Raw genomic sequence first — 21,138 nt, forward strand, 5'->3', positions numbered from 1 at the left:
TTACCCTCCTTTAACAGTGCTACTAAAATATTCAGTACAATAAGCAACGAACTCATCATATTTTTGCTTCTTTATAAATTTTTCAAATTTAACCAGTGGTTCATCTAATTCTATAATTGGAGGTAAAGACGGTTTATAGATCTGATAAATCTCGAATAGGATTTCTAATCCTTCAACCGTGTCATTTATGTTTATCCTTGGTATTCTTGAAAAATACCAACCGATAAAGTATCCTGAAAATCTTTTTTCTATATAAGTTTCTAAAAGATTATTTTCAATCAAGAAAGTGTATCTTGCCCTCTCCAGTAATAAATATTTCTCGAAAAAGCTTTTAGAGATAGTATTTGTGACTGAATTTGAAACTGCTGCATAATAGATGTGAATTACTAAATCTACAGCTTTTATTTTTGAGCAATTTAGAATTAATTCTTGGAAAAAGAGTGTGTCCTGCCCTGTGGCCTTTTCAACCATCTTTAGATTATTTTTTTTAATTATGTCCTTCTTAACAATTAATGCTTGGATACTTTGTGCCCGCATTTTTGATTTCTTAAGAAATTCATATGTATCTGAAACTACTCCGGAAGGGTCCCAATTAAATGCATTCTTGGAGTAATTTAAGACCTTTTGTTGTGTATCATCTTTTATTATATCTCCAACTACCAAGTCTAAACTGTTGTCCCCTTGTAGTTCATTAAAGAGGTGGAAATAGCCATCATTAACCGCTTCATTATCTGGATCTAGATAAGTAATATAGTCAGTTTTCGCTAATTCTAATCCTTTATTTCTAGGACGTGAAGCACTTCCACTTCCACCATCCTCAAACTTAAATACAGTCACATTGCTATATAACCTTTCAAGTCTATCTAAAATATTAATGGTGACATTATCGGTAGAACCATCATCCACTAATATTATATCCATACTTTCAAACATCGATGACCTCAACAAGCTCATAAAGCATTTTCCATACAGATATTCTCCATTATTATATACCGGAACAATTACTGATAATTTCAAATTTGCTTCTTTGTCATTCTTGATCAGATTTACATTTAATTCCAATCTATCTATGCTATAACCATTAGCTAATGAAGCATTTTCTTGTATATCTAGTAAATCATTCAAATCAAAGTTTTCAGTCGAGAATAAAGATTTATATTTATCCTTCATTTGGTCTATATAGTTGTGTTCTATTCCATCTATTTTTTCTGAACCTTCATAGTATGAATCTTTTGTAACATATGACACATCAGTGTATTTAAATGCATTTATCATGTCTTCCAGGTAGTACTCCCCATACTCGTAGAACTCATTAAAGAACGTTACGTAATCATATGAATTATAGTTAGCTGATAATTCCTGTTCAGTTAGTAACTCTTTGTGCTCATAGGTTTGGCGATTAAAATTATCAATTATGTTATTATCTAATTTATTTTTAACAATCACCGCAACTTTTCTCACAGTAATATACTCATGATCATAACCAATATAGCTCAATAATTTATTAATTCGATGATAGGATGTTTGATTACGAAGTACTTTTCTTACACCATACATTCTGTGCCTGTATATATCTTCATCACTAACATTGTTCATAATGTAAGTAACTTCATTACTATTTTGTACGATGAAAATATTCGGGAATATGTTATTTATACCAAGACTGTAATTTGAAAGCACTAAATTCCCCATTGCTTGTAATTCGTAGACGCGGTTAGCAAACATTGTTTCGCTTGCCTGCACAGAGTTCAAATTAATTGCCCAAGGAAAAAGTTTAAATATCTTCTGTAAAGTAGAATGATTTATACTTGGAGATATATATTTCAAATATTCAGGAGGGTAAAGGTGTTGTTGTAAATCTTTATCAAAATTACGGTCAATTATTTTCAATTGATTACCAGCATTAATTACCCCATCAAAAAGAATTCGAGAATCCTTTATTCGGTGTGGGTATTTTTCATACCATGACCCTGCAAATATAGCACCCACATCTTTTAAGTCATTATTTATACCAATAGGATTATTATAAATAGGGTTTACACTAAATTCTAATGGATAAACATTCGTATTTTTACAGTCTTTTTTATAATCAGCAATTTTCTCGACGGCAGTGGTAAAAATATAGTCACATCTGGTAGCTATTTCTATGAAACGGTCATAGTTTACTGGATCCTCTTTTGAATAAAAGACAATTTTAACATCCTGTTTCCTAAAAAATTCAATGACTTCAAACAATTCTTCTCTAACATCTCTTCTATTGGGATTTGCTAGCCCTTTCCAATCTTCATACAGCCCTTTCCAAGCAGAGGCAACGATTAATACATCGATTTTATCGGCCAACTCTTTGTATTCATTCTTTTTAACATAATAGAAGTTTGCAACATCTTTAAAAGAGTTGAAAAGGAATTCGTCACAAATAATACCTATATTTACATTAATTTTAGGGAAGAACTTTGAACCGTTACTTTCAGGTATGTTAGAAATCCTCGGAAGTACACGATCCAGAAAATGTTTATCTGCTTTCTGATCTTTTAATTGATTATACTTTTCTTTACTAATAAGTGGCTTTTCCGTGTATGTGTCCTCATTAACGATTAAGGGCCCAATATTAGTATCTATGTCCAAGTTTATATTTGCAAAGTCCTTTAAAAAATCAAGTTCTTTTTTTATTTCCTCTGACAGTTCTTGTTTCAACTTATATATTTCTTTTAGACGTTGCTGTATCGAGCGCAGTTCCACATTAATTTCTCCTTTTATTTCGCAACTTCCAGTATTTTGTTGTTAGTTTTCCTAACTTTGAATTTTTCAAATTATAATATCTGTTTTCTAATTTATTTACTTTCTCCATTAAAACTTCATTCTCCTTTAGGAGTCTTTCTTCTCTCTTATACTGATCTAATATCGTTTTTTGCAATTTCACTTTTTCAACTTTTTCATCCGTATATTTTTGTTTATAGGATTGATCGCTAATTTCAAATTCTCCTATTATTTTATCATTAATTGCTTGCTTTTCTTCTTCAATTATTTTCTTTTCTTCTTCAATTATTTTCTTTTTTTCTTCAATTATCTTCTTTTCTTCTTTTAAACCACTAATTTGGTTAGTTAACTTTTTTTGAGAATTTAATAAATCACGTTCTACATTGTAAAAAGCCTTTTCAAGTTCAACAAGCAAATCCTCATCGATAGCTGTCGGTTCATTTTCATTTTTCTTATATACAACACCAATCCATTTTCCGAAGAACCTAACATCCATTATTGACATGTCTTTATTTTGTAAATTTATAAAGTCGTTTAAATAAAACGTTCTCTTATGATCAATAAAATCATTAATACCAAAAGGAGTTGTTACAATAATATTTCCGTTCTCTTCTAGCAAACTCGATGCTTTAGAAAAGAATGACTGGATATCATTTATATGCTCAAGTACTTCTCCTAAGATTATAGTACTGTATTGTTGTTCAAATTCCTTTAACATAAAGTTTGCTTTTTCAAAGGTTATACAATTGTGGGTTTCTTCTTCCTCTAGTTCTAGGTTTTTTTTTGCATCTTGAATTGCTGATTCCGAGATATCTATTCCTAAAACATTTTTCCCTTCTCTACCTAACAGTATTGCTGTAATACCTTGGGAACATCCAATATCCAAAACATTATTCCCAGTCACGTTCCTACACATCCAATGAGTTCTTTCTCGTACCTTTCGCTGAAAAAGAGTATTTTTATCTGAATAGTAAACATCATAGATTTTGTCTTTAATTATCTCCATTTGAGCACCACCTAAGTTAATATCCCATCAGAACTAAAGCACCAAATAATATCAAAGGTATAAATAAACTTATTCTACTAATTATCGGAAGTACTTTATACTTGGTTTTCTGTCTTTTACCAATTTCACTATTAACTATATTTTGTTCTTCTAACTTTTTATTTTTATAACGTCTTTTTTCTCTATTTGTGAGACCATTTATCCATTTTGTGTGTTTTACATAATTATTAATAACTTCTTCTTTTGGTCCAAACTCAATATTCTCACCATAATGCATCCAAATTACACGGTCACAAAAAGTCCTCATTTGACTTGCAGAATGACTAATAAAAAATATAGTTTTACCTTGTTTCTTAAATTCATTTAGTTTATTCAAACACTTATCTGTAAAAGTACTATCCCCTACTGATAGTGCTTCATCAATTATCAGAATGTCAGGGTCAGTGTGTATAGCTATTGCAAACCCTAACCTTGACCTCATACCACTTGAATAGTTTTTTACCGGCTGGTTTATATGCTCACCAATATCAGCAAAGTCGATAATATCTGGCGTTAATCTTTCAATATCCTCATTTTTCAAGCCATGCATCATACATTTTAATTTAATATTCTCTATACCGCTTAAATTATTATTTAATCCAGCTGATATGGCTATTAAAGATGTTTCACCATTAATAATGATTTCACCGTCAGTTGGTTGTATTACTTGAGCCAACATATTTGAAACTGTTGATTTTCCAGAACCATTCAATCCTACTATACCAATTGTTTCACCCTCATAGACCTTAAAGGAAACATCTTTTACAGCTGCAAATTCCATTCTTTGTTTTTTTCGATTTATGGAGAATAGGTTCAGTAACTTATCGTTTTGTTTTGCATGCATCGGAAATTTTTTATAGACATTTTTAAATTCAACTTTTAATTTCATTGTTAGACCTCATTTCAGGAATTATAAGTAATCCATAAAGTTTTTCCTGAACTTCAGATGTACTCTTGATCCAATAATTAATAATGTCAATGTTAAAGACCAAAAATAACATAAGTATACAGGATCTTCAAAGAACCATTGTCGAGCTAAAAATGAATCCCTAAATCCCTCTATTATATAGAAAACCGGATTTAATTTAAGGATATTCGTAAACCATTCCGGAACTCCTGCCGCTGCCGGATTCCATAATATAGGGGATAAATAAAGAACCATTCTAACCAATGATTGTAGTAAAGATTGATAATCTCGAACCAAAGTGGCTATTGTTGAACTTAGCAATGTAAAAGCAAACAAAAACGCAAACATACAAACGATATAGTATATTAACTGAATCATATAAATTGTAGGAAAGAAACCATATATCATTAGTACAATGAGTAACAATACCATTAAAATAAAAAACTGAAAGCTATTACTAGTAATTTTAATTGTCGGTAATAGACTAACCGGAAATTTCATTTTTGATACCACATTGATCCTTTGATAAACACTGTTTGAGCCCTGAATAATTGATGGATTAATGAAAAACCAGGGAATCAATCCCATTAACATCCATAGAAAGAAGGGGATGTCCCCAACAGAAGTTGAAACTGGTTGACCGCCTCGAATCCCCAACCCAAATACAAACCAATAAATTGAGATTTGTATAATAGGATTTATGAATTGCCACATTGATCCCAAATAGTGTAGTTGATACATTCCTTTCACTTCAAAGATAGACATTCGTAAAATTAAATCTCTATGCTCAATTTGTTCCTTAATAACTTGCCTTACAGAATTAAACATATAAAGTAGCTTCCTTTATCAAATTTTTATAGATATTCATACAAGTTTCCGTAGTTAATATACTGTATACCTTCAGAATATTCTTTAACTACATTCTTCGTATCGAAAACTTGAGGAACATTCATCTTAGTGAAATATCCACTTGTTAACTCTTTGAATTCATTATGGTCACTCACAATTAGAGCTAAGTCCGATCCATCCAATGCTTTCTCCAAGTCCTTTTCAACAAAGCTTAATTTTACATGCGGATCATATGCAACTACTTCATATTCTGATTTTGCATTTAGCATTTCATAAATATCCATTGCTGGACTTTCTCTAATATCATCTACATTTCCTTTATATGTTAATCCAAATACGGTTATCTTTTTACCATTGTGTTTCGCTAACAGCTTTTCGACTGCTGCTACCACATATTCCGGCATGGAGTTATTTACTTCGCGGGCTAAGTTGATAATCTTAGATTGCTCTGGTGCTTTAGCGATAATAAAATATGGATCAACTGCTAAGCAATGTCCACCTACACCAGGTCCAGGAGTATGCAAGTTTACACGTGGATGTTTGTTAGCCATTTCGATTACATCCAATGCATTGATATCTAATTCAATACAGACTTTGGCTAGTTCATTTGCCAATGCTATGTTAACGTCCCGGAATGTATTCTCCATTAGTTTAGACATTTCAGCAGTACGTGCATTTGTTTTAATCAGTTCACCTTGAACAAAGGTTTCATACACTTCTGCACCTTTTTCCGTACACGTTGGAGTGATACCACCAACAATACGATTATTATGGATTAGTTCGTGCATGATTTGCCCTGGAAGGACTCGTTCTGGGCAGTGAACTAAATAAATATCTTCTCCAATTATAAAGCCAGCCTCTTCAAAACGCGGCTTAACAAAATCATCCATCGTTCTTGGTGCAATTGTCGATTCAACAATGATAACATTTCCTTTTTCAATAAAAGGAATAACACTTTCAACTGCTTGCATAACATAAGTTATATCCATTGACCTATGTTCGTCATTTTTATTTGGTGTAGGAACCGCTAAAATAAATGCGTCAGCTTTTTCTGGTTGGAGAGATGCTTTAAATGTACCCTTTTCGATAGCATTCTCTAATGCTTCCTGTAATCCTGGCTCTTCTATATGGATTTGTCCTCCATTCAACATATCAACCGCTTCTTGTTTTACATCAACACCTAATACATCAACCCCGTAATTAGCAAACATAATTGATGTAGGTAGTCCTATATATCCTAATCCAACTGTACAAAGTTTCACAATAAATTCCTTCTTTCTTTTTCTATAAAATATATTTAATACTTTCGATAAACTTCGAGTAAATTCTCTTGCTCTTTTTCCCAATTATACTTCTTTCGAGCATTTTTGCAATTAGAGCTGAAATAGTCACGCTTCTCTGGATTTTCTAAAAGATAATTAACACCTTTAGCGATTTCATTTGGATCATGAGGATCGATGGTTACACCTACTTCACTTTCCTCGACAGCCTTTTTAATCTCTGGGAAGTCACAGGCAACAACTGGCACTTCATTCATCATATACTCAAATAGTTTATTGGAAGAAGCCGACCAATGGTTAAAGTTAATATTATTTAATACTTGGAATCCTAAATAGGCATTTTTCGTGTACTTAGGTAAATCTCGTACTGGAACCTTAGGAATAAATCGAATTGCGTCTTCCAGTCTCCTGTCTTTAACCATTTGTTGCAGTTTATCCTTAATCTTCCCATCTCCAATAAATACTAAAGTACCTTCTTTAAAAAGCGGAAATGCTTCAATTAGTTTTTCCAATCCTCTTCCAGCCTGAATTCCGCCCTGATAAAGGAGTATCTTTTCCTCCGGTAGAAGACCGAGCATTTCATGAAGATTAACTTTATCTTTATCCTCTACTTGTTGTATTTCCATAGATGGATAGTTATGAAGTACATGAGGATAAAATCCATATAGATCTTCATTAAACTTAGCTCTTGTATTGTTCTCGACCATCATACTATCCATTCGTTTGATAAAGAATCCCTCAAACCTTTTATACCAGGGACTATCATAACCCGTCCTGCTTGTTTGGACTTCATGTGAGTCATACACTAATGGCTTTTTCTTAAATCGCCACTTGGCACTTATATATCCCTGAGGCAGTGTGTTTAAATCATTCGAATGATAGATATCATAATTGCCACAATGGCCTTTTATTATCATTCTTAAAATAAGAGCACCTCTTATCCAAACTACTCTAACCTTCGTTTTTAAAAGTAAACCAACTAATATCGTTAAAAGAATGGTTAACCAGGGAAGGAAGTAAACCATTACACCCCACACTGCCAATATTGGGATGAGCGGCCATTTCTTTCCTACAGCAAAACGATATAATTTTTGTAAAAATAACAGTGTTGTCGGATACCTTTTCATTCGATGCACCCGGAAATGCTCATTTACTTCCTCGTATTGCGAAATGGTTGGGTCCTTTGGATCGTCAATACAAATTAATTCTACATCATAACCATTGTTAGACAACGATGTACATTCTCTCAACACCCTTGCGTCATTCGTAAAATGGTTCCACACAAACATTCCTACACGCTTCATTATAATGTCCCTCTTTATTTAATTATTTCAATCAGTTTATCGATGTTGTTTTCCCACAGAAAATCTTGAGTTACCGTATGGATGCAATTTTCTCCTAAGCGATCAAGCTCTGCCTTATTATTCTTCAATTCAACAATTTTATCTACCATTTCACGAACTGCCTGCTGTTCAAACACATAACCGGTTTGATGCTTTGTTATAATATCAGCAGCTGTACCTTTTACACCAGCAATGATTGGCGTTCTGCATGTCATATAATCAATGATTTTACCAGGTAAAACGGTAGAAAAAACTTCTGCATCATTTAAGAAAGCAATCGCCACATTACTATTTTCGATTAATTCCAAGCTCTTTCTCCTTGTTGTTGGTTGGTGCATATAAACATTATTTAAATTGTTTTTTAACAGATAATCTGTGAATTCCTCCGTTTTTACTCCATAGCCAATTACATCAAAACGTATATCAGCTCCTTTAAGCAAACCTGCAACAAGTTTCAGATTCCCTATATCTTGCGCGAGTCCTAAGTTACCGGTATAAACCACTCGGAATTCTCCATCATAGTGCTTCTTTTCTACAATTTCATGTTGCCTCGGGCCATTGGGTAAGTATACAATATCAGTACTCTTTTTCAATTTTGAGGTTATATGTTCTTTAAAGCCAATACTGTTGATAACTATAAAATCTGCCATTCTGTACATTTTTTTTTCCAAAAAACGAAAGAAATTGATAATAAATTTATTATCAAAAGCTTTAACACCTATTAAGCTATCTGGCCAAAGATCTCTAACTTCTAATATCAATTTTGATTTAAAAAGCATCTTTCCAATAAACGCTGAAAATACAATAAAGATAGGAGGAGTACTGACCATAATATAATCATATTTTTCTTTTCTTAGTTTCCATAAGGCAACTAAAAAGCGGTACATAATCTCCAAATAGAAAAAAAGCCTACTGAATATACGATTCGAAAACTTTTTATTCTTTATAGGAACTCTCATGATTTTTTTTGTTTTATTATTTAAGGATGCTTCATCCCAAAATGTTTGGTCCTTATACATATTTTTATTCGGATATGCTGGCTCAGTAGTTAGTACGTCTGCCTCAATATCATTCTCATTTAATAACTGATATATATTTTTCATTCTATTTCCCGCACTACCGATTACAGGATAGAAGTTCTGTGTCATTACTAAAACTTTCTTTGTCATGAATTACGCCCCTAAGTTGGAAATAAACACCTAGTACATTTTATCACAATGGCAAACATAATTACATTACAATATTTTTTCAACTGTAATAAAACCCTTAAACATTAAATTTACCATAACATGTGGTAAATAGTAAATTTACATGTTTTTACAAAGGTAGTCTCTATAACTAAATGAGATATGCAGACTTACTTGCAGGACCAGGAACAGATTGAGTAAGGGATTAAAGAACTTTCTTACATAAGGATTAGCTGATAATAGCTTAATCTCTTTACCTGTAAACATCTATTTACTCATAATTTTCCCAGTCTCTACAATCTTTTCTATTTATCATTATACCAAAAATACCCTATAGCTAGACTTTTTTAAGTGTCTATTCTATAGGGTACATTTTATCAGCCACCGTTCGGTTTTTTATCCTTTAAAACTTTTATAGTAAAATTCACGTATTATACAGCTGTTTTACCATCTTCTTCAGTTTCTTTAATTTTCCCCTCTTCTTTTAATCTTGCTAGTTCTGTTTGTATCTCTTCCATTCTCTTATCATCTAAACTATAAAATTTCATTGCTACAAGTGACACAATTAACATTAGTGCTGGTAGACCAAATCCTAGTAATAACGTCATTCCAAACATAGGTGTTGTTAATGGATCATTAACCGTTGGGAACTCAGCTGTAAATCCGATAAGTGCCACTCCTAATCCAACAATAGCAGGAGCTAATGATGTAACTAACTTATCAACAAAGGAGAAAAGTGTCCCTAACATCCCTGGTACATAGCGTCCTGATTTGTATGTTTCATAATCGGAAATATCTGCAATCATTGGGTTTACCAATGTAGAAGGTATTGCCCCAAATCCCATTGCGAGCGTGTATAAAGTAACAAATAGTACAATACCGATACCGATGTTACCAGACATGGAGGTTGGGTCACTAATGACTAAGAATAGAGCAACCAAACCTACTAAGGATAAAAAGGAAATCCAAGTTGATTTTATAAATGAATTTCTCATACCACGTTTTCTAGCAATTGCAACTGCTATAAATGTGATCAGTAAGATTGGTAGAACCGTAATCATAGATACTGTCCCACTTAGTGCATAATCTCCCATTAAAATACCAAAGATCATTACCATAACTACGGATTGTCTTAAGAGGCTAAAGGCTAATTTATCCGCTGTTACAGCGGTTATTAGCAATTTTAATGGCAAGTTTCCTTTTAGAATTGGCCAATAATCTCGAAATCTCGTATTTACTGTTAAATTTGCTAGACCGTAAAACTCTTTACGATCCTTTCCGGATATACCAATTACTGCCAACACTGTACAAATTGCGGCAAGAATGATTGCTAGTGTATTTAACTCTACGAATAATTCCATATTAAAGTCCCCGTGTTTTGCAATCAGGTAAGATGCTACATAAACTTGTCCTAATGTGAAGACCACCGTGTTGTATACGCCATCAAAAACAGAAAACAATGGTCTTTGTTTTGGACTGTTCGTCAATACAGTTTGCGCTGCCTTTGTTACAGCAGTTTGGAAAGTGTAACCGATAACATAAAGTGCATATGTCAATACAAAGAAAATTAATTGAAACTCTTGTGGTAAGGTATGCGTGATGCTATACATGAGTATAATCGAAGTAGCTAAGATAGCGTTCCCTAAAATCATTAATGGTCTGAACTTGCCAAATTTTGATTCTGTTTTATCAATAATAAAACCTACAATTGGATCGGTAATACCGTCAAATACACGCATTGCTGTTAACACGATACTTACCAATGCAACGGTTAATCCTGCTACCCCTGCAGCATAATAAGAGACAAATGTTAAAATAAACATATAAAGATTTGTTGCCGTATTATTGAGTGCAAAAAAGCCAATCTGCCATAACTTCGCTGTGTTATATTGTTGTTCTTTTCCAATAGATGATGTTGACATCATTTTCCCCCCCCATTTATTAAACCGCTTACATTGATGAATAAAAAAATAATTTCGCTTTATGAATGTAAAATTACGTCTAAGTTATTAGTTGGCTAAACAAACTAATAATCTATAAATTTATAATATGTCAAAGTGACAAATAATGCAAGCGCTTTCTAATTTAATTTATAAAAAATTATTATCTGCAATATAACCTATACTTCATCATAAAAACTAAAAACGTAATTCTAAAGAGAACATCTCATTTTTTTGAAAGGATTCCATTTTGAGGGTATACAAAAAATACAACTCAAATGGCAATAAAAGTCGTCTGAATTAGTAACGGGTTCTGTTACCTGTTACAAAACTAATAAATGTATAAGAATAGACTTTGGATGGTCTATTTTTCCTTGTCTAGCGGCATTTATGGTGATAAAACTGTCATTTACAATTTGCTCACAAAAAAGTGTTTGGTTAGAAGGTGACTCATAAAGCGGATGAGTCACCAAACAAGGCAAATATACGAAACAGGGGTCACTCATAGTGCGGATGAGTGACCGAACAAGCCAAACATACGAATCAAGGGTAACTCATAGTGCGGATGAGTTACCAAACAAGGCAAATATACGAGACAAGGGTTACTCATAGAGCAAATGAATTACCGAACAAGGCAAAAATTCGAGATAGAGGTTACTCATAGAGCGGATGAGTGACCAAACAAGGCCAATATACGAGACAAGGGTACTCATAGAGCGGATGAATTACCGAACAAGGCAAACATACGAAACAAGGGTCACTCATAGCGTACATGAGTGACCGAACAAGGCAAAAAAACGAGAGAAAGTATTGACAATGAACACCGGAATTTGAAGTACAATATCTATCGTCATATAGAAAAGTACGGAGATATTCAGACGGCAAAAAAGCCTGATTTTGCCACTGGTAATTGCTATAACAGCAAAATGACATATGTCGATTCATATGTCATTTCCTGTGTCATTTAATCGATATACACCTCAAAACGGAATCCTTTATCATCCTTTGGAAGGGATTTTTTCCGCGGTTTTTATGGATTATGCCCCAAACTTTTCTTAATAATCAGCGGTAAAGCATGAAACTACTTTCTAAAAGGAGATAAATACCTTAACGAACCAAATTGTAAGCGAATTCATAAAATAATTCATAAGGAGGATTTCCATTGAAGAAGAAAATAATCAGTTTAACAATCCTTGCTTTTCTCCTCGGGAGCGCCGTTACGTTTGCTGCCTCTAACTATTATGCAGACTTACTTGCAGAACAGCAGGAGCAGATTGAGCAAGGGATTGAAGAAGTTTATAAAGCTCGACAAGATGAAATAAGTGAACAGATTCATCATGATATGGTGACAGTAGTCGAAACGGAAAGACAAAGGGTTATGAATGAAGCTGAAAGTTATTTAAAGCAGAAGTTAAGCGAGGAACAACAAGGTCGGATGAATGAACATACGGCAGCAATTCGGGCTGAAGCCGACCGCATCATAGAGGAGATCAAAATTGAAATTGACCAATTATTTGAAGAATAATAGTTGTATAAAAACCCCTTAATCCCTGGTAGTCCATTGACTTACTGATTAGGGGTTTTTAAATTGATTCTTACACACGTCTCTTCTGTTCAAAGTACCCTAACAGCTGGAAAGGGGATATACATCCATCTGAACTTGCTTACCTATATCCCATCTGCTGCCAGTTAGTAACCGTCTTCGGATAATAAATAGCCTGATACTTTTCCAATTCATCGGTACCAATTAATACGTTGGGAAATTGCTGCATATATTTCATTTGTTCGATTGTATTTACCGGCCAGACTACAATTGGGACACCCATTTCTTCAAATCTTTCCACATCGGTTTTTTTCAATTTATTATAATGAACTGCATAAAATGATAAATTCAACTGTTTTAGATGTTCACATTCATTCGGTAGTAATTCTTTTGACAATGGACCTATTTGCAATTTATTGGAAATAATTCTAAGCCTTGCGAGAGAAAAATGATTAAATGATATGAGATACACCTGACTTAAGACATCCAGATTTTCAATGATTTCATAAACCTTTTGTTCAAGGCCATGATAAAATCCGGTCTGCTTTAATTCAATAAAAACCTTGATACGATCCTTGGTCAAATGCAATACTTCTTCAAGCGATGGAATTTTCTCTTCATTATTAATTGTAAATTGTTGGAGTTCTAAATAGGTAAAATCTTTAATCTCACCAAAGCCATCTGTCATCCGATCGATCGTAGAATCTTGCATAACAATTGGAACGCCATCTTTGCTTAAATGGACATCGAGTTTTGTATGGGTAAATCCCAAATCGATTGCTGCCTGAAAAGAAGATAATGTGTTCTCAGGAAATTTTAGTGGATAACCTTGATGTGCTATACCTCGTATTGTCAACTGAATCATCCCTTCTTGGTGTTGTTAGAGGTTCTTCTATCTATATTTATTATAATTGAACGATATTAATATCATGTGAATGCAACGTATATTGTTTGTAAAGTTAGTCTGTTTACTTTGACACATTATCTATAAACAGCGAGGTAACTGCTGGTTTTGTATCAGTATGCAGAAATTTCGGCGAACGCTCTGGGAAATACACTGCGCGCACCTTAGGGCGGGTGGTGTTAAGCTTGCAAACAAACGATTAACTGCAATGGCTACTTTTATAAAAATTACATCATGAAGCTCACCAGTCCAGGTGAGCGGAGGGCGGTGACTCCACATAGCAGTTAGTTCGTAGTTCACCTCAACTGCGGGGATTAAAGGCAACAATATCTATAGTTAGGACGTTTGAAAAATGATAAAGGCCCATACCTGATTGGCTGGACCTTTACCTAAAAGAGCAATATTATTATTGATTTTTATACTTGTTATTACTTTGGTTCCAATCTTTAGACCCTCTTATTTTCCCGTTAAATTCATAGACTGCAACTGTCCCTGATACCTCATGTGTTGCTGCAAGCAGGTCATATCCTGTTGGGCTTTGTTCTGCTGGTATAAATTGCAGGCCTTCTGGTGATACATCGCCTTTTACATCTTCACTAAAATCGCGACTAGATATTAGCGTTACGTATTCTGGCTTCGTTGGATTTGATAAATCATATACCATAATCCCACTAAAACGTTCTAAGGCGACAAACGCATATTGCTTTCCACCGACTTCTCCAGTAATAACAGTTTCCGGCTCTGGACCTTTGTTATCACTGCGGTCATCCATACCAAGTTCATCATTTGTTACATTGAAATGTTCTGGCATTGCTTCTGCCGTAGTTTTTTCGAATTCATTGCCGCTATCGTAAACCATTTCCATTGTGTCAGCATCAAAGATAGAAAAACTGCGTCCGCCATAGCCGTAGATTGCTTCATATTTCCCTGTTTCTTCATTAAATCCATTTTCAACAGTAACTTTATAGTCTCCTAATTTTTCAAGTCCACCATCAGCTACCAAAGCATCCAATTCTTCTTGTGTGTAGCCCTCATAGTTTTCTGCTTTAAGATCGATTTGATCCATAATATCAGCTAAATCTTTTTCTTCAGAGTATGCATCATAATCACGAGCATCTCCTTCATTCGGTGTGATAATATACGTTTTTCCATCTGCTTTGAATGTATCAATCGCGTCCGGCATATGGAAGGCGAGAATTGGTTGCTTTTCTATATTTATTTCACCGTCTTTAACCGCATCTAGTTCATTACCGGGTGCAGAATGATCTTTCACACCAAGCCCTTTTACATCAATAATCTTCCCATTTACAAGATCCACTGTTGCAATTGCATTGTTTTCCTGCATGGATACATATGCCGTTTTACTATCGGCTGATACGGTTACATATTCCGGTTCCAGCTGTTCCAATGTGGTTCCTTCAGATGTAACACGAACATTTTCATCCAATGTAACCCCTTCAAAGGAAAGGGTATTTACAGAGAAGTCATTCGTTAAATCAATGATGGAGATAGAGCCTTCCGGGTCAACCGAGTATTCATCATTTGGCTCACCTTCATTGGCAACAACCGCTTTTGTACCATCTGGTGTGAAAGTAACCATATCCGGCAACGATCCTACCTTTACATGATTAACATATTCTCCATCTTTCGTAGCAAAAACAATATTACCTGCATCTGTTTTCGGATCACTTACTGCTGAAATTGCAATCAAATCTTTTGTAGGATGAGAAGCAATACTTGTGATATCATCTACTTTTTCAATGCCGAAATCTGATAGATGGACTCTTGTTTGTGAATCAACCTTAGTAAATTTACCTGATTTAAGTCCTGCAAATGATAGAATATCGAAACCTGCGACTGCGCCATTTGTCACAAAGGCTAGTTGCTGGTCTGTGTCATAAGCCATGATTTCCGTTCCACCTTCACCTTGTCCACTATCATATTGTGCAACTTGAGTTACGGATAGGTTTTCTGCTTGGTGGTTAAATAGAGGTGGGGCCTCTGGAGCCACTGCTAATACATTGTATGGTATAACACTCGTAGCAAGCATCGCTGCAGTAGCTATACCAGTCAGGAACTTTTTATTCATTTTCATATGTATTTACCCTCCTAATTTTCACTTCACTAATAAATTATACCTATTTTTTGTTAAGGTTTTGATAAATTAATGTAATGTAAGTGTAAAGATTATTTGCAGTCTGCTAATTTATAACGTGTTTATTTGATTGTTAGTTTCAATTCTGTCCAATCTATTCATAAAAAAACTAAGAGAATACCTTGCGCAAACGTTTGTTCTGTTGATATTTAATCAATTAGAGTGATTAAATACATGCAGATTATTCATATTTAAAAGGACGATAAACAAAAATGCTGTTCCCAGTATGTTAGGAACTGCATTTTAGTTTATCGTATTAGGATTTATATACTTTCAATCTCTCAAGCTCCTGCTCCCCAAATATCATCGGCCCATTCCGGGTTGTCGATAAATGGATTGCGGTTTCCTTGAATATCCTCGATTTTATCATTTCGATTTTGTTCCCATTCACTTACGGGATCCTGTTCATGCCATTCTAACAGGATAGAAAGCTTACCGTGATATGGGGTCTTCCCATTGTTTACTTGTTCATTTAATTCCAAATCCACTCGATCCCCTTGCTCGTAGCGTACTGCCATGTAAAATAGCATTCTCGCAACATCGCCCTTTACTTCATCTGGGGCTTCAAAGGAATCACCATCACGCTTACATTCCACACAGTTTTTCACATTGGCACTGCCGCCAAAATCAAAGTCTAGATTTCCTCTCGAACTATTGACCTGCACATCTGTTGGGCGAAGATGATGAATATCGGTTCCTGGACCTTTCGATGTACCAAAGTCACCATGAGATTTAGCCCATGTGTGTTCGCGATTCCAATCACCAACCATTCCGCCGTTCTTATTTTTCGCACGCGATTCTCCTGAATATAGTAGCATCACATTATTTTGATTGTTTGGATCTTCGTCAGTTATTTTTAATGCATCCCATACTTCACTGTAAGAAAGCTGATGATGGTCATCAATAATCTCGTGTAATGCTGTTTTTAAAGCAGTACCTTCCTTCCCATAAGCATCTGAATAGTAATCATCAACCGGGGCAGGTACTTCAACTTCATCGTCTTCTTCTTTTGCAGCTTCATTCACTGTTACTGAAAACGATTCTTTGACCTCACCCGCTTCGTTTGAAGCAGTAACCGCTACAACATAGCTTCCTTCTTCAAGTGTTAATGTTAGTTCAGCATTCTCTGAATTAATCTCACCGAATGTAGTTTCATAGGATAATGCTTTCCCATTTGGATCTTGAAAATAATCATTTAGGGAAAGTGTGATTGTTCCTCCTTCTTCTACTGTTTGATTCGGGATTGATTTAATTGTCTCTGGTAGAGAAACAGATGGAGAGCCAAGTGGCTTTCCATCCGAATTTGTAATAGTGATGTCTTCTTGGTCGACGCCTTTTCCATATTCAATTGTTTCAATATTTTCAGCGCCTCTGATTTCTTTTACATTCCCTTTAAACTTATCATTGATAATAACCTTTTCTACATCGATTCCGGTAAAGTCAATGATTGCCTCACCAGATTTAGGGTTTATTGTTACAGTGGTATTTTCGAACCCGTCACCGTGGAATTCTGCATAGTTACCTCTGAAATCAACGCCATTTTTAATTTGAGAGTCTCCATTAAGTGTAATGGATACGCTTGGCTGATTAATAACAAGCTTCCCTGTTTTGTAATCGGTGAAGTTGTATACTTTTTCAGGAACAATTTCTTCCGGTTGTTCTGGTGCTTCCTCTTGCCCATTCAAATCAACCTGCACCATCACTGGATCATGATCACTTGCACGTCCTGCCATGTCCGTGAAATCAGCATTGATATGAAGAATATCAATTTCTGTGTTCTCAACTAGGTTGTTGGAAACTAGTATATGATCTAATACTTGTGAATTACCTTGATAAAGATACGTATAGCGATCATTATCTTCTACATGGTTAATCATATTTGTCATATGTTCGCCTTCATGAATTTTCAATGCATCTGTGAATTGGAAATCATTAAAGTCACCGACAGATACGATGTTAGCTTCTGGGTTATCTGCTTTAATGTCTTCTACAAAGCCATTAACAACTTTTGCAATTTCTTTACGTTGCTCTTCACTTCCATATACTGGTGGTTGGGTTGAACCGAATAACGGTGTATCACCAGATTTAGAATTCCAGTGGTTGACAAGTACAACAACACTTTCACCTTGGAAATCAAATTGTGCTGCAAGTGGTTTACGACTATCGTCAAATGCTCGGTTTGTTGGATCAATACGTCCTGGGTTATGTGTTAATTTACCATTTTCATAACCAACTGCAGTTGTTGCATCACCTGCTGGCATACCTTCTGTTAATGTGACACGGTCTGGATTATAAAGGAATCCAACACGGATATTAGAATTCGGTGCACCGCCATCCGCATTATTTACTGGGTCGATATTTGCGTATTCATATTCCACGCCACCAGCATCAACGATCGCTTGAATCAAGCGTTCATAGCTTTCATTTGCTGCTGAATCCCCTGAATCTTGTCCATTATTATCTTGAACTTCAGTTACACCGATAATATCAGGGCTTTGCATATCTTTAGCAAATGCTCTTGCTAGTTTGATTGCTTTATCCTCTGATGATGACGACCTATTATTTGAGAAATTTTCTAGATTATAAGAAGCAATCGTTAGTTCATCCTCATTTTTAACGATCGTTGTCGTTTCCGGTGTTGCATTACCTTCAACATGCTTTTCTTCCATATCTTCTAAATCAGCATAAATTTTATAATTTTGGAAGCCATAATTTACAACGCCTGTAATTGGCCCTTCAAATGTATCGCCTGTAGCTACTTCAAAATCTCTTGCTGCATTATTATCATATAATTTGAACTGAATACGATCAGGGTTTGCTGTTTCTTCTGTTAATTTCACCCCACCATGAAGTGTATTTGTTTCTTTGCCTTCAAGAACAGTAATTAAATCGCCATGCTCCTGTGGTGAAACAGCTTTTACAGTTCCAACTTCAACAAGCATACCTTCCAAGCTCTCCCAGAAATCAATCGCATCTTCTTCCGGATCAAATTCTGCAAATCCGTCATTATCGATCACTTCTGCTGGAAGATTTGATTCATCGATTTGGATTGGTGTTGGAAGCTCTACGCCACTTTCAACTATGCTTACAACTCCACCACGATCATCACGCGCATTAATTTGGGTTACTGGTAAATCTGTATCTGCTTTTGTATCGTAGTAACCATCGATATGATATTCATCAATAGTACCTGTTACATTTACAAGATCACCAATTTGAACATCTGCAGCTCGGTTCCCAGTGTAAACTACAATACCTTCTGATGTATTAGGATTTTCATCCGCTAATTCATCTGGTGTTTGGAAATGAAAGTAGTTTCCACTACCCAATTTGTACGTATATGTAACGACACCTTGGATATCTGTTACAAACGTATTATTTAGTGCAGACTCATGTGATTCTCCTTGGATATCATGGATTTGTATGCCTGCTTCTTGGTCAAAAACATCGTATGCAAATTCTGTTACTGCGCTTGAATCCATTCCTTCTTTAACAGCAATAGCTTTGATTGTCATTGCTTGATCGACAACAATTGGTTCTTGATATACTTCACTATCTGCCGTTGGTTCATCACCATTTGTTGTATAGTAAATGGTTGCTCCGTCTGTTGTTGTAGACAACGCCACTTCAGATCCAGAAGCAATTGTCCCTCCAGCAGGTGTCGCTGTAACAGCCTGTACAGCTGATTCGTCTGCGATAACATCTGCTGTGCTTCTTGGGATAATCTGATAATCATCATTGAATTGCTGAACAATTCCTGTGATTGCATCATAGGTTTTACCTACTGAAAGATCTAATGTAGCTGTTTCATCACGAACAAGAAATTCTGTGCCATCTGTAGCTGTAAAGTTTGCCCAGCCATTTCCTTCTTGAACGGATTCTAGTGTTACATTATGAACCGTTGCTAATTTTGATTCGTTTTCTTCATTTAATTGATCGCCTGTTAATACTGCAGGGTTAGGAACTCCTACTTGATTTACTTCACCAACAAGTGCAGCATTTTGTATTTGTAATAACCCATTGTATTCATCTAATGCACCAGTGACCGTAATTTCATCACCTAATTGAACATTTAATGTTGTTGGACGAACTGCAATTGCTGCTGTTTCATCCTGAATGTGGATCGTATTTTTTAATTTCGCTGTTACTGTACCTTGAACGGTTACTTCACCAGTTTCTTGTGCACGCGCGTCTGCGATTGAAATCGGTTCAGCTGGTTCTTCAGGTTCCGGTTCAGGATCTGGTTCTCCTGGTTTCACACCGCCAAATTCATGGATGCCAAGATTTGAGGCATCATCTTTAGGTAATGACGTCCATTCTGTAGATGGATCAAAAGCATCGTCAATAACAGTATCACCTGAAATGATATCACCGTTTCTTACAAGTGTTACATCCTTCATATTTCCAATTCGTTCACCAGTTTGTCCAATGGAATCGATAACGTTTCCGGAATTCCTTAAAACAACTGGATCATCTCCATTAAAATTGATTACAGTAGAATTCTCCAAATCACCGTTATTTTTAATTTCTTCCATTGCGTCATTATGATAAAGAACAAATGTTTTGCCATCTTCCAATGAGCCGCTCAATTCCAATGTTTGACTCGCTTCTGAGGCCCCATTGGAATATAACTCCAGTGAATAGCTGCTTAAATCAACTGTTTCACCAGTTCCATTAAAAAGCTCAATTGCCTTGTTAAAGCTTCCGCCTTCAATATATTCAGATATTAACAGATCCTTTGCCACAGGTGCAGATTCCTCAACAAACACATATGCACTTGTGCTTTTTAATCCTGGTACACTGAAGTAAGCTTCCAAACTTCCTGTTAATTGAACCTTACGTTGAAAATTGTCCGGATTATCCCGTAAATTCAAATCTGTACGAATGTCGCCACTCGGTAATTGGACAGGAATAATCTTTTCTGAATCCGTTTCAGTCGGGTCATCTGCCAGTCCTAGGTTAGTATGAGAACTAAATGGTGCTTCCTGATCATAGCTTGTTCCACTATTAGCGGTTCCGATAATATACCCTTCAATCGTCGCATCACCACTATTATTTGAAATTGCATCTGCTACAGAAATAACTTCAGCAGCTTGTACTTTGTTACTAGAAACGGGAGTAAACATACTAATAACTAGAATAATAATCATAAAAATACTAGAGTTTCTTCTTAAGCTTTTATGTTTCATTTTTCACCCTCCATAATTAAGACCTGCTCCTTTTTTGGG

General features: G+C 35.1%; 13 protein-coding genes. 2 read left to right on the forward strand and 11 right to left on the reverse strand.

Translation table 11 applies throughout. The features are described from left to right. The 8 genes from BV906_RS10970 to BV906_RS11005 form a co-directional block, all read right to left on the reverse strand. Nucleotides 1-2,739, reverse strand: coding sequence for a glycosyltransferase (locus tag BV906_RS10970; RefSeq protein WP_087973581.1), 2,739 nt, complete (start codon nt 2,737-2,739; stop codon nt 1-3). A 1-nt stretch (nt 2,740) separates the two neighbouring features. Then, the gene (locus tag BV906_RS10975; RefSeq protein ID WP_087973582.1) at nt 2,741-3,763 is read right to left on the reverse strand and encodes a class I SAM-dependent methyltransferase; all 1,023 of its coding nucleotides are present in this window, start codon (nt 3,761-3,763) and stop codon (nt 2,741-2,743) included. 16 nt (nt 3,764-3,779) lie between these two features. Continuing rightward, entirely contained in the window at nt 3,780-4,691 is a 912-nt protein-coding gene (locus tag BV906_RS10980; protein ID WP_087973583.1) for an ABC transporter ATP-binding protein, read from the reverse strand. A gap of 21 nt (nt 4,692-4,712) precedes the next feature. Next, nucleotides 4,713-5,537, reverse strand: a complete 825-nt coding sequence (locus BV906_RS10985) for an ABC transporter permease (protein ID WP_087973584.1) — start codon at nt 5,535-5,537, stop codon at nt 4,713-4,715. A gap of 26 nt (nt 5,538-5,563) precedes the next feature. Beyond that, a complete protein-coding gene (locus BV906_RS10990; protein WP_087974063.1) occupies nt 5,564-6,820 on the reverse strand; it encodes a nucleotide sugar dehydrogenase in 1,257 nt (418 codons plus the stop codon). A 35-nt stretch (nt 6,821-6,855) separates the two neighbouring features. Continuing rightward, nucleotides 6,856-8,148, reverse strand: a complete 1,293-nt coding sequence (locus BV906_RS10995) for a glycosyltransferase (RefSeq protein ID WP_176330343.1) — start codon at nt 8,146-8,148, stop codon at nt 6,856-6,858. An 8-nt stretch (nt 8,149-8,156) separates the two neighbouring features. Further along, a complete protein-coding gene (locus BV906_RS11000; RefSeq protein WP_087973586.1) occupies nt 8,157-9,350 on the reverse strand; it encodes a glycosyltransferase family 4 protein in 1,194 nt (397 codons plus the stop codon). Nucleotides 9,351-9,799: 449 nt separating this feature from the next. Continuing rightward, nucleotides 9,800-11,290 (reverse strand): MFS transporter, encoded by a 1,491-nt coding sequence (locus BV906_RS11005; RefSeq protein WP_087973587.1) that lies wholly within the window; start codon nt 11,288-11,290, stop codon nt 9,800-9,802. 794 nt (nt 11,291-12,084) lie between these two features. Here BV906_RS11005 and BV906_RS19190 point away from each other — a divergent pair. Continuing rightward, entirely contained in the window at nt 12,085-12,276 is a 192-nt protein-coding gene (locus BV906_RS19190) for a hypothetical protein (protein WP_140321989.1), read from the forward strand. 194 nt (nt 12,277-12,470) lie between these two features. Further along, complete coding sequence (locus tag BV906_RS11010) at nt 12,471-12,833, forward strand: hypothetical protein (protein WP_087973588.1); 363 nt, start codon at nt 12,471-12,473, stop codon at nt 12,831-12,833. Between the two features lie 139 nt (nt 12,834-12,972). On the opposite strand, the gene BV906_RS11015 is transcribed toward BV906_RS11010, so the two are convergent. From BV906_RS11015 to BV906_RS11025, 3 genes are all read right to left on the reverse strand, one after another. After that, entirely contained in the window at nt 12,973-13,707 is a 735-nt protein-coding gene (locus tag BV906_RS11015; RefSeq protein ID WP_087973589.1) for a glycerophosphodiester phosphodiesterase, read from the reverse strand. Between the two features lie 454 nt (nt 13,708-14,161). Next, nucleotides 14,162-15,850: a choice-of-anchor I family protein gene (locus tag BV906_RS11020; RefSeq protein WP_087973590.1), complete on the reverse strand. Its 1,689-nt coding sequence runs from the start codon at nt 15,848-15,850 to the stop codon at nt 14,162-14,164. Nucleotides 15,851-16,191: 341 nt separating this feature from the next. Next, nucleotides 16,192-21,099, reverse strand: a complete 4,908-nt coding sequence (locus BV906_RS11025) for an endonuclease (RefSeq protein WP_245844082.1) — start codon at nt 21,097-21,099, stop codon at nt 16,192-16,194. Between the last annotated feature and the right edge of the window lie 39 nt (nt 21,100-21,138).

The organism is Oceanobacillus rekensis, from assembly GCF_002153375.1.
Lineage (GTDB): Bacteria > Bacillota > Bacilli > Bacillales > Amphibacillaceae > Oceanobacillus > Oceanobacillus rekensis.

Coding starts and splice junctions, on each gene's coding strand:
- BV906_RS10975 (WP_087973582.1), bottom strand. CDS start 3,763: ATGGAGATAATTAAAGACAAAATCTATGATGTTTACTATTCAGATAAA.
- BV906_RS10980 (WP_087973583.1), bottom strand. CDS start 4,691: ATGAAATTAAAAGTTGAATTTAAAAATGTCTATAAAAAATTTCCGATG.
- BV906_RS10985 (WP_087973584.1), bottom strand. CDS start 5,537: ATGTTTAATTCTGTAAGGCAAGTTATTAAGGAACAAATTGAGCATAGA.
- BV906_RS11000 (WP_087973586.1), bottom strand. CDS start 9,350: ATGACAAAGAAAGTTTTAGTAATGACACAGAACTTCTATCCTGTAATC.
- BV906_RS11005 (WP_087973587.1), bottom strand. CDS start 11,290: ATGTCAACATCATCTATTGGAAAAGAACAACAATATAACACAGCGAAG.
- BV906_RS11020 (WP_087973590.1), bottom strand. CDS start 15,850: ATGAAAATGAATAAAAAGTTCCTGACTGGTATAGCTACTGCAGCGATG.
- BV906_RS11025 (WP_245844082.1), bottom strand. CDS start 21,099: ATGAAACATAAAAGCTTAAGAAGAAACTCTAGTATTTTTATGATTATT.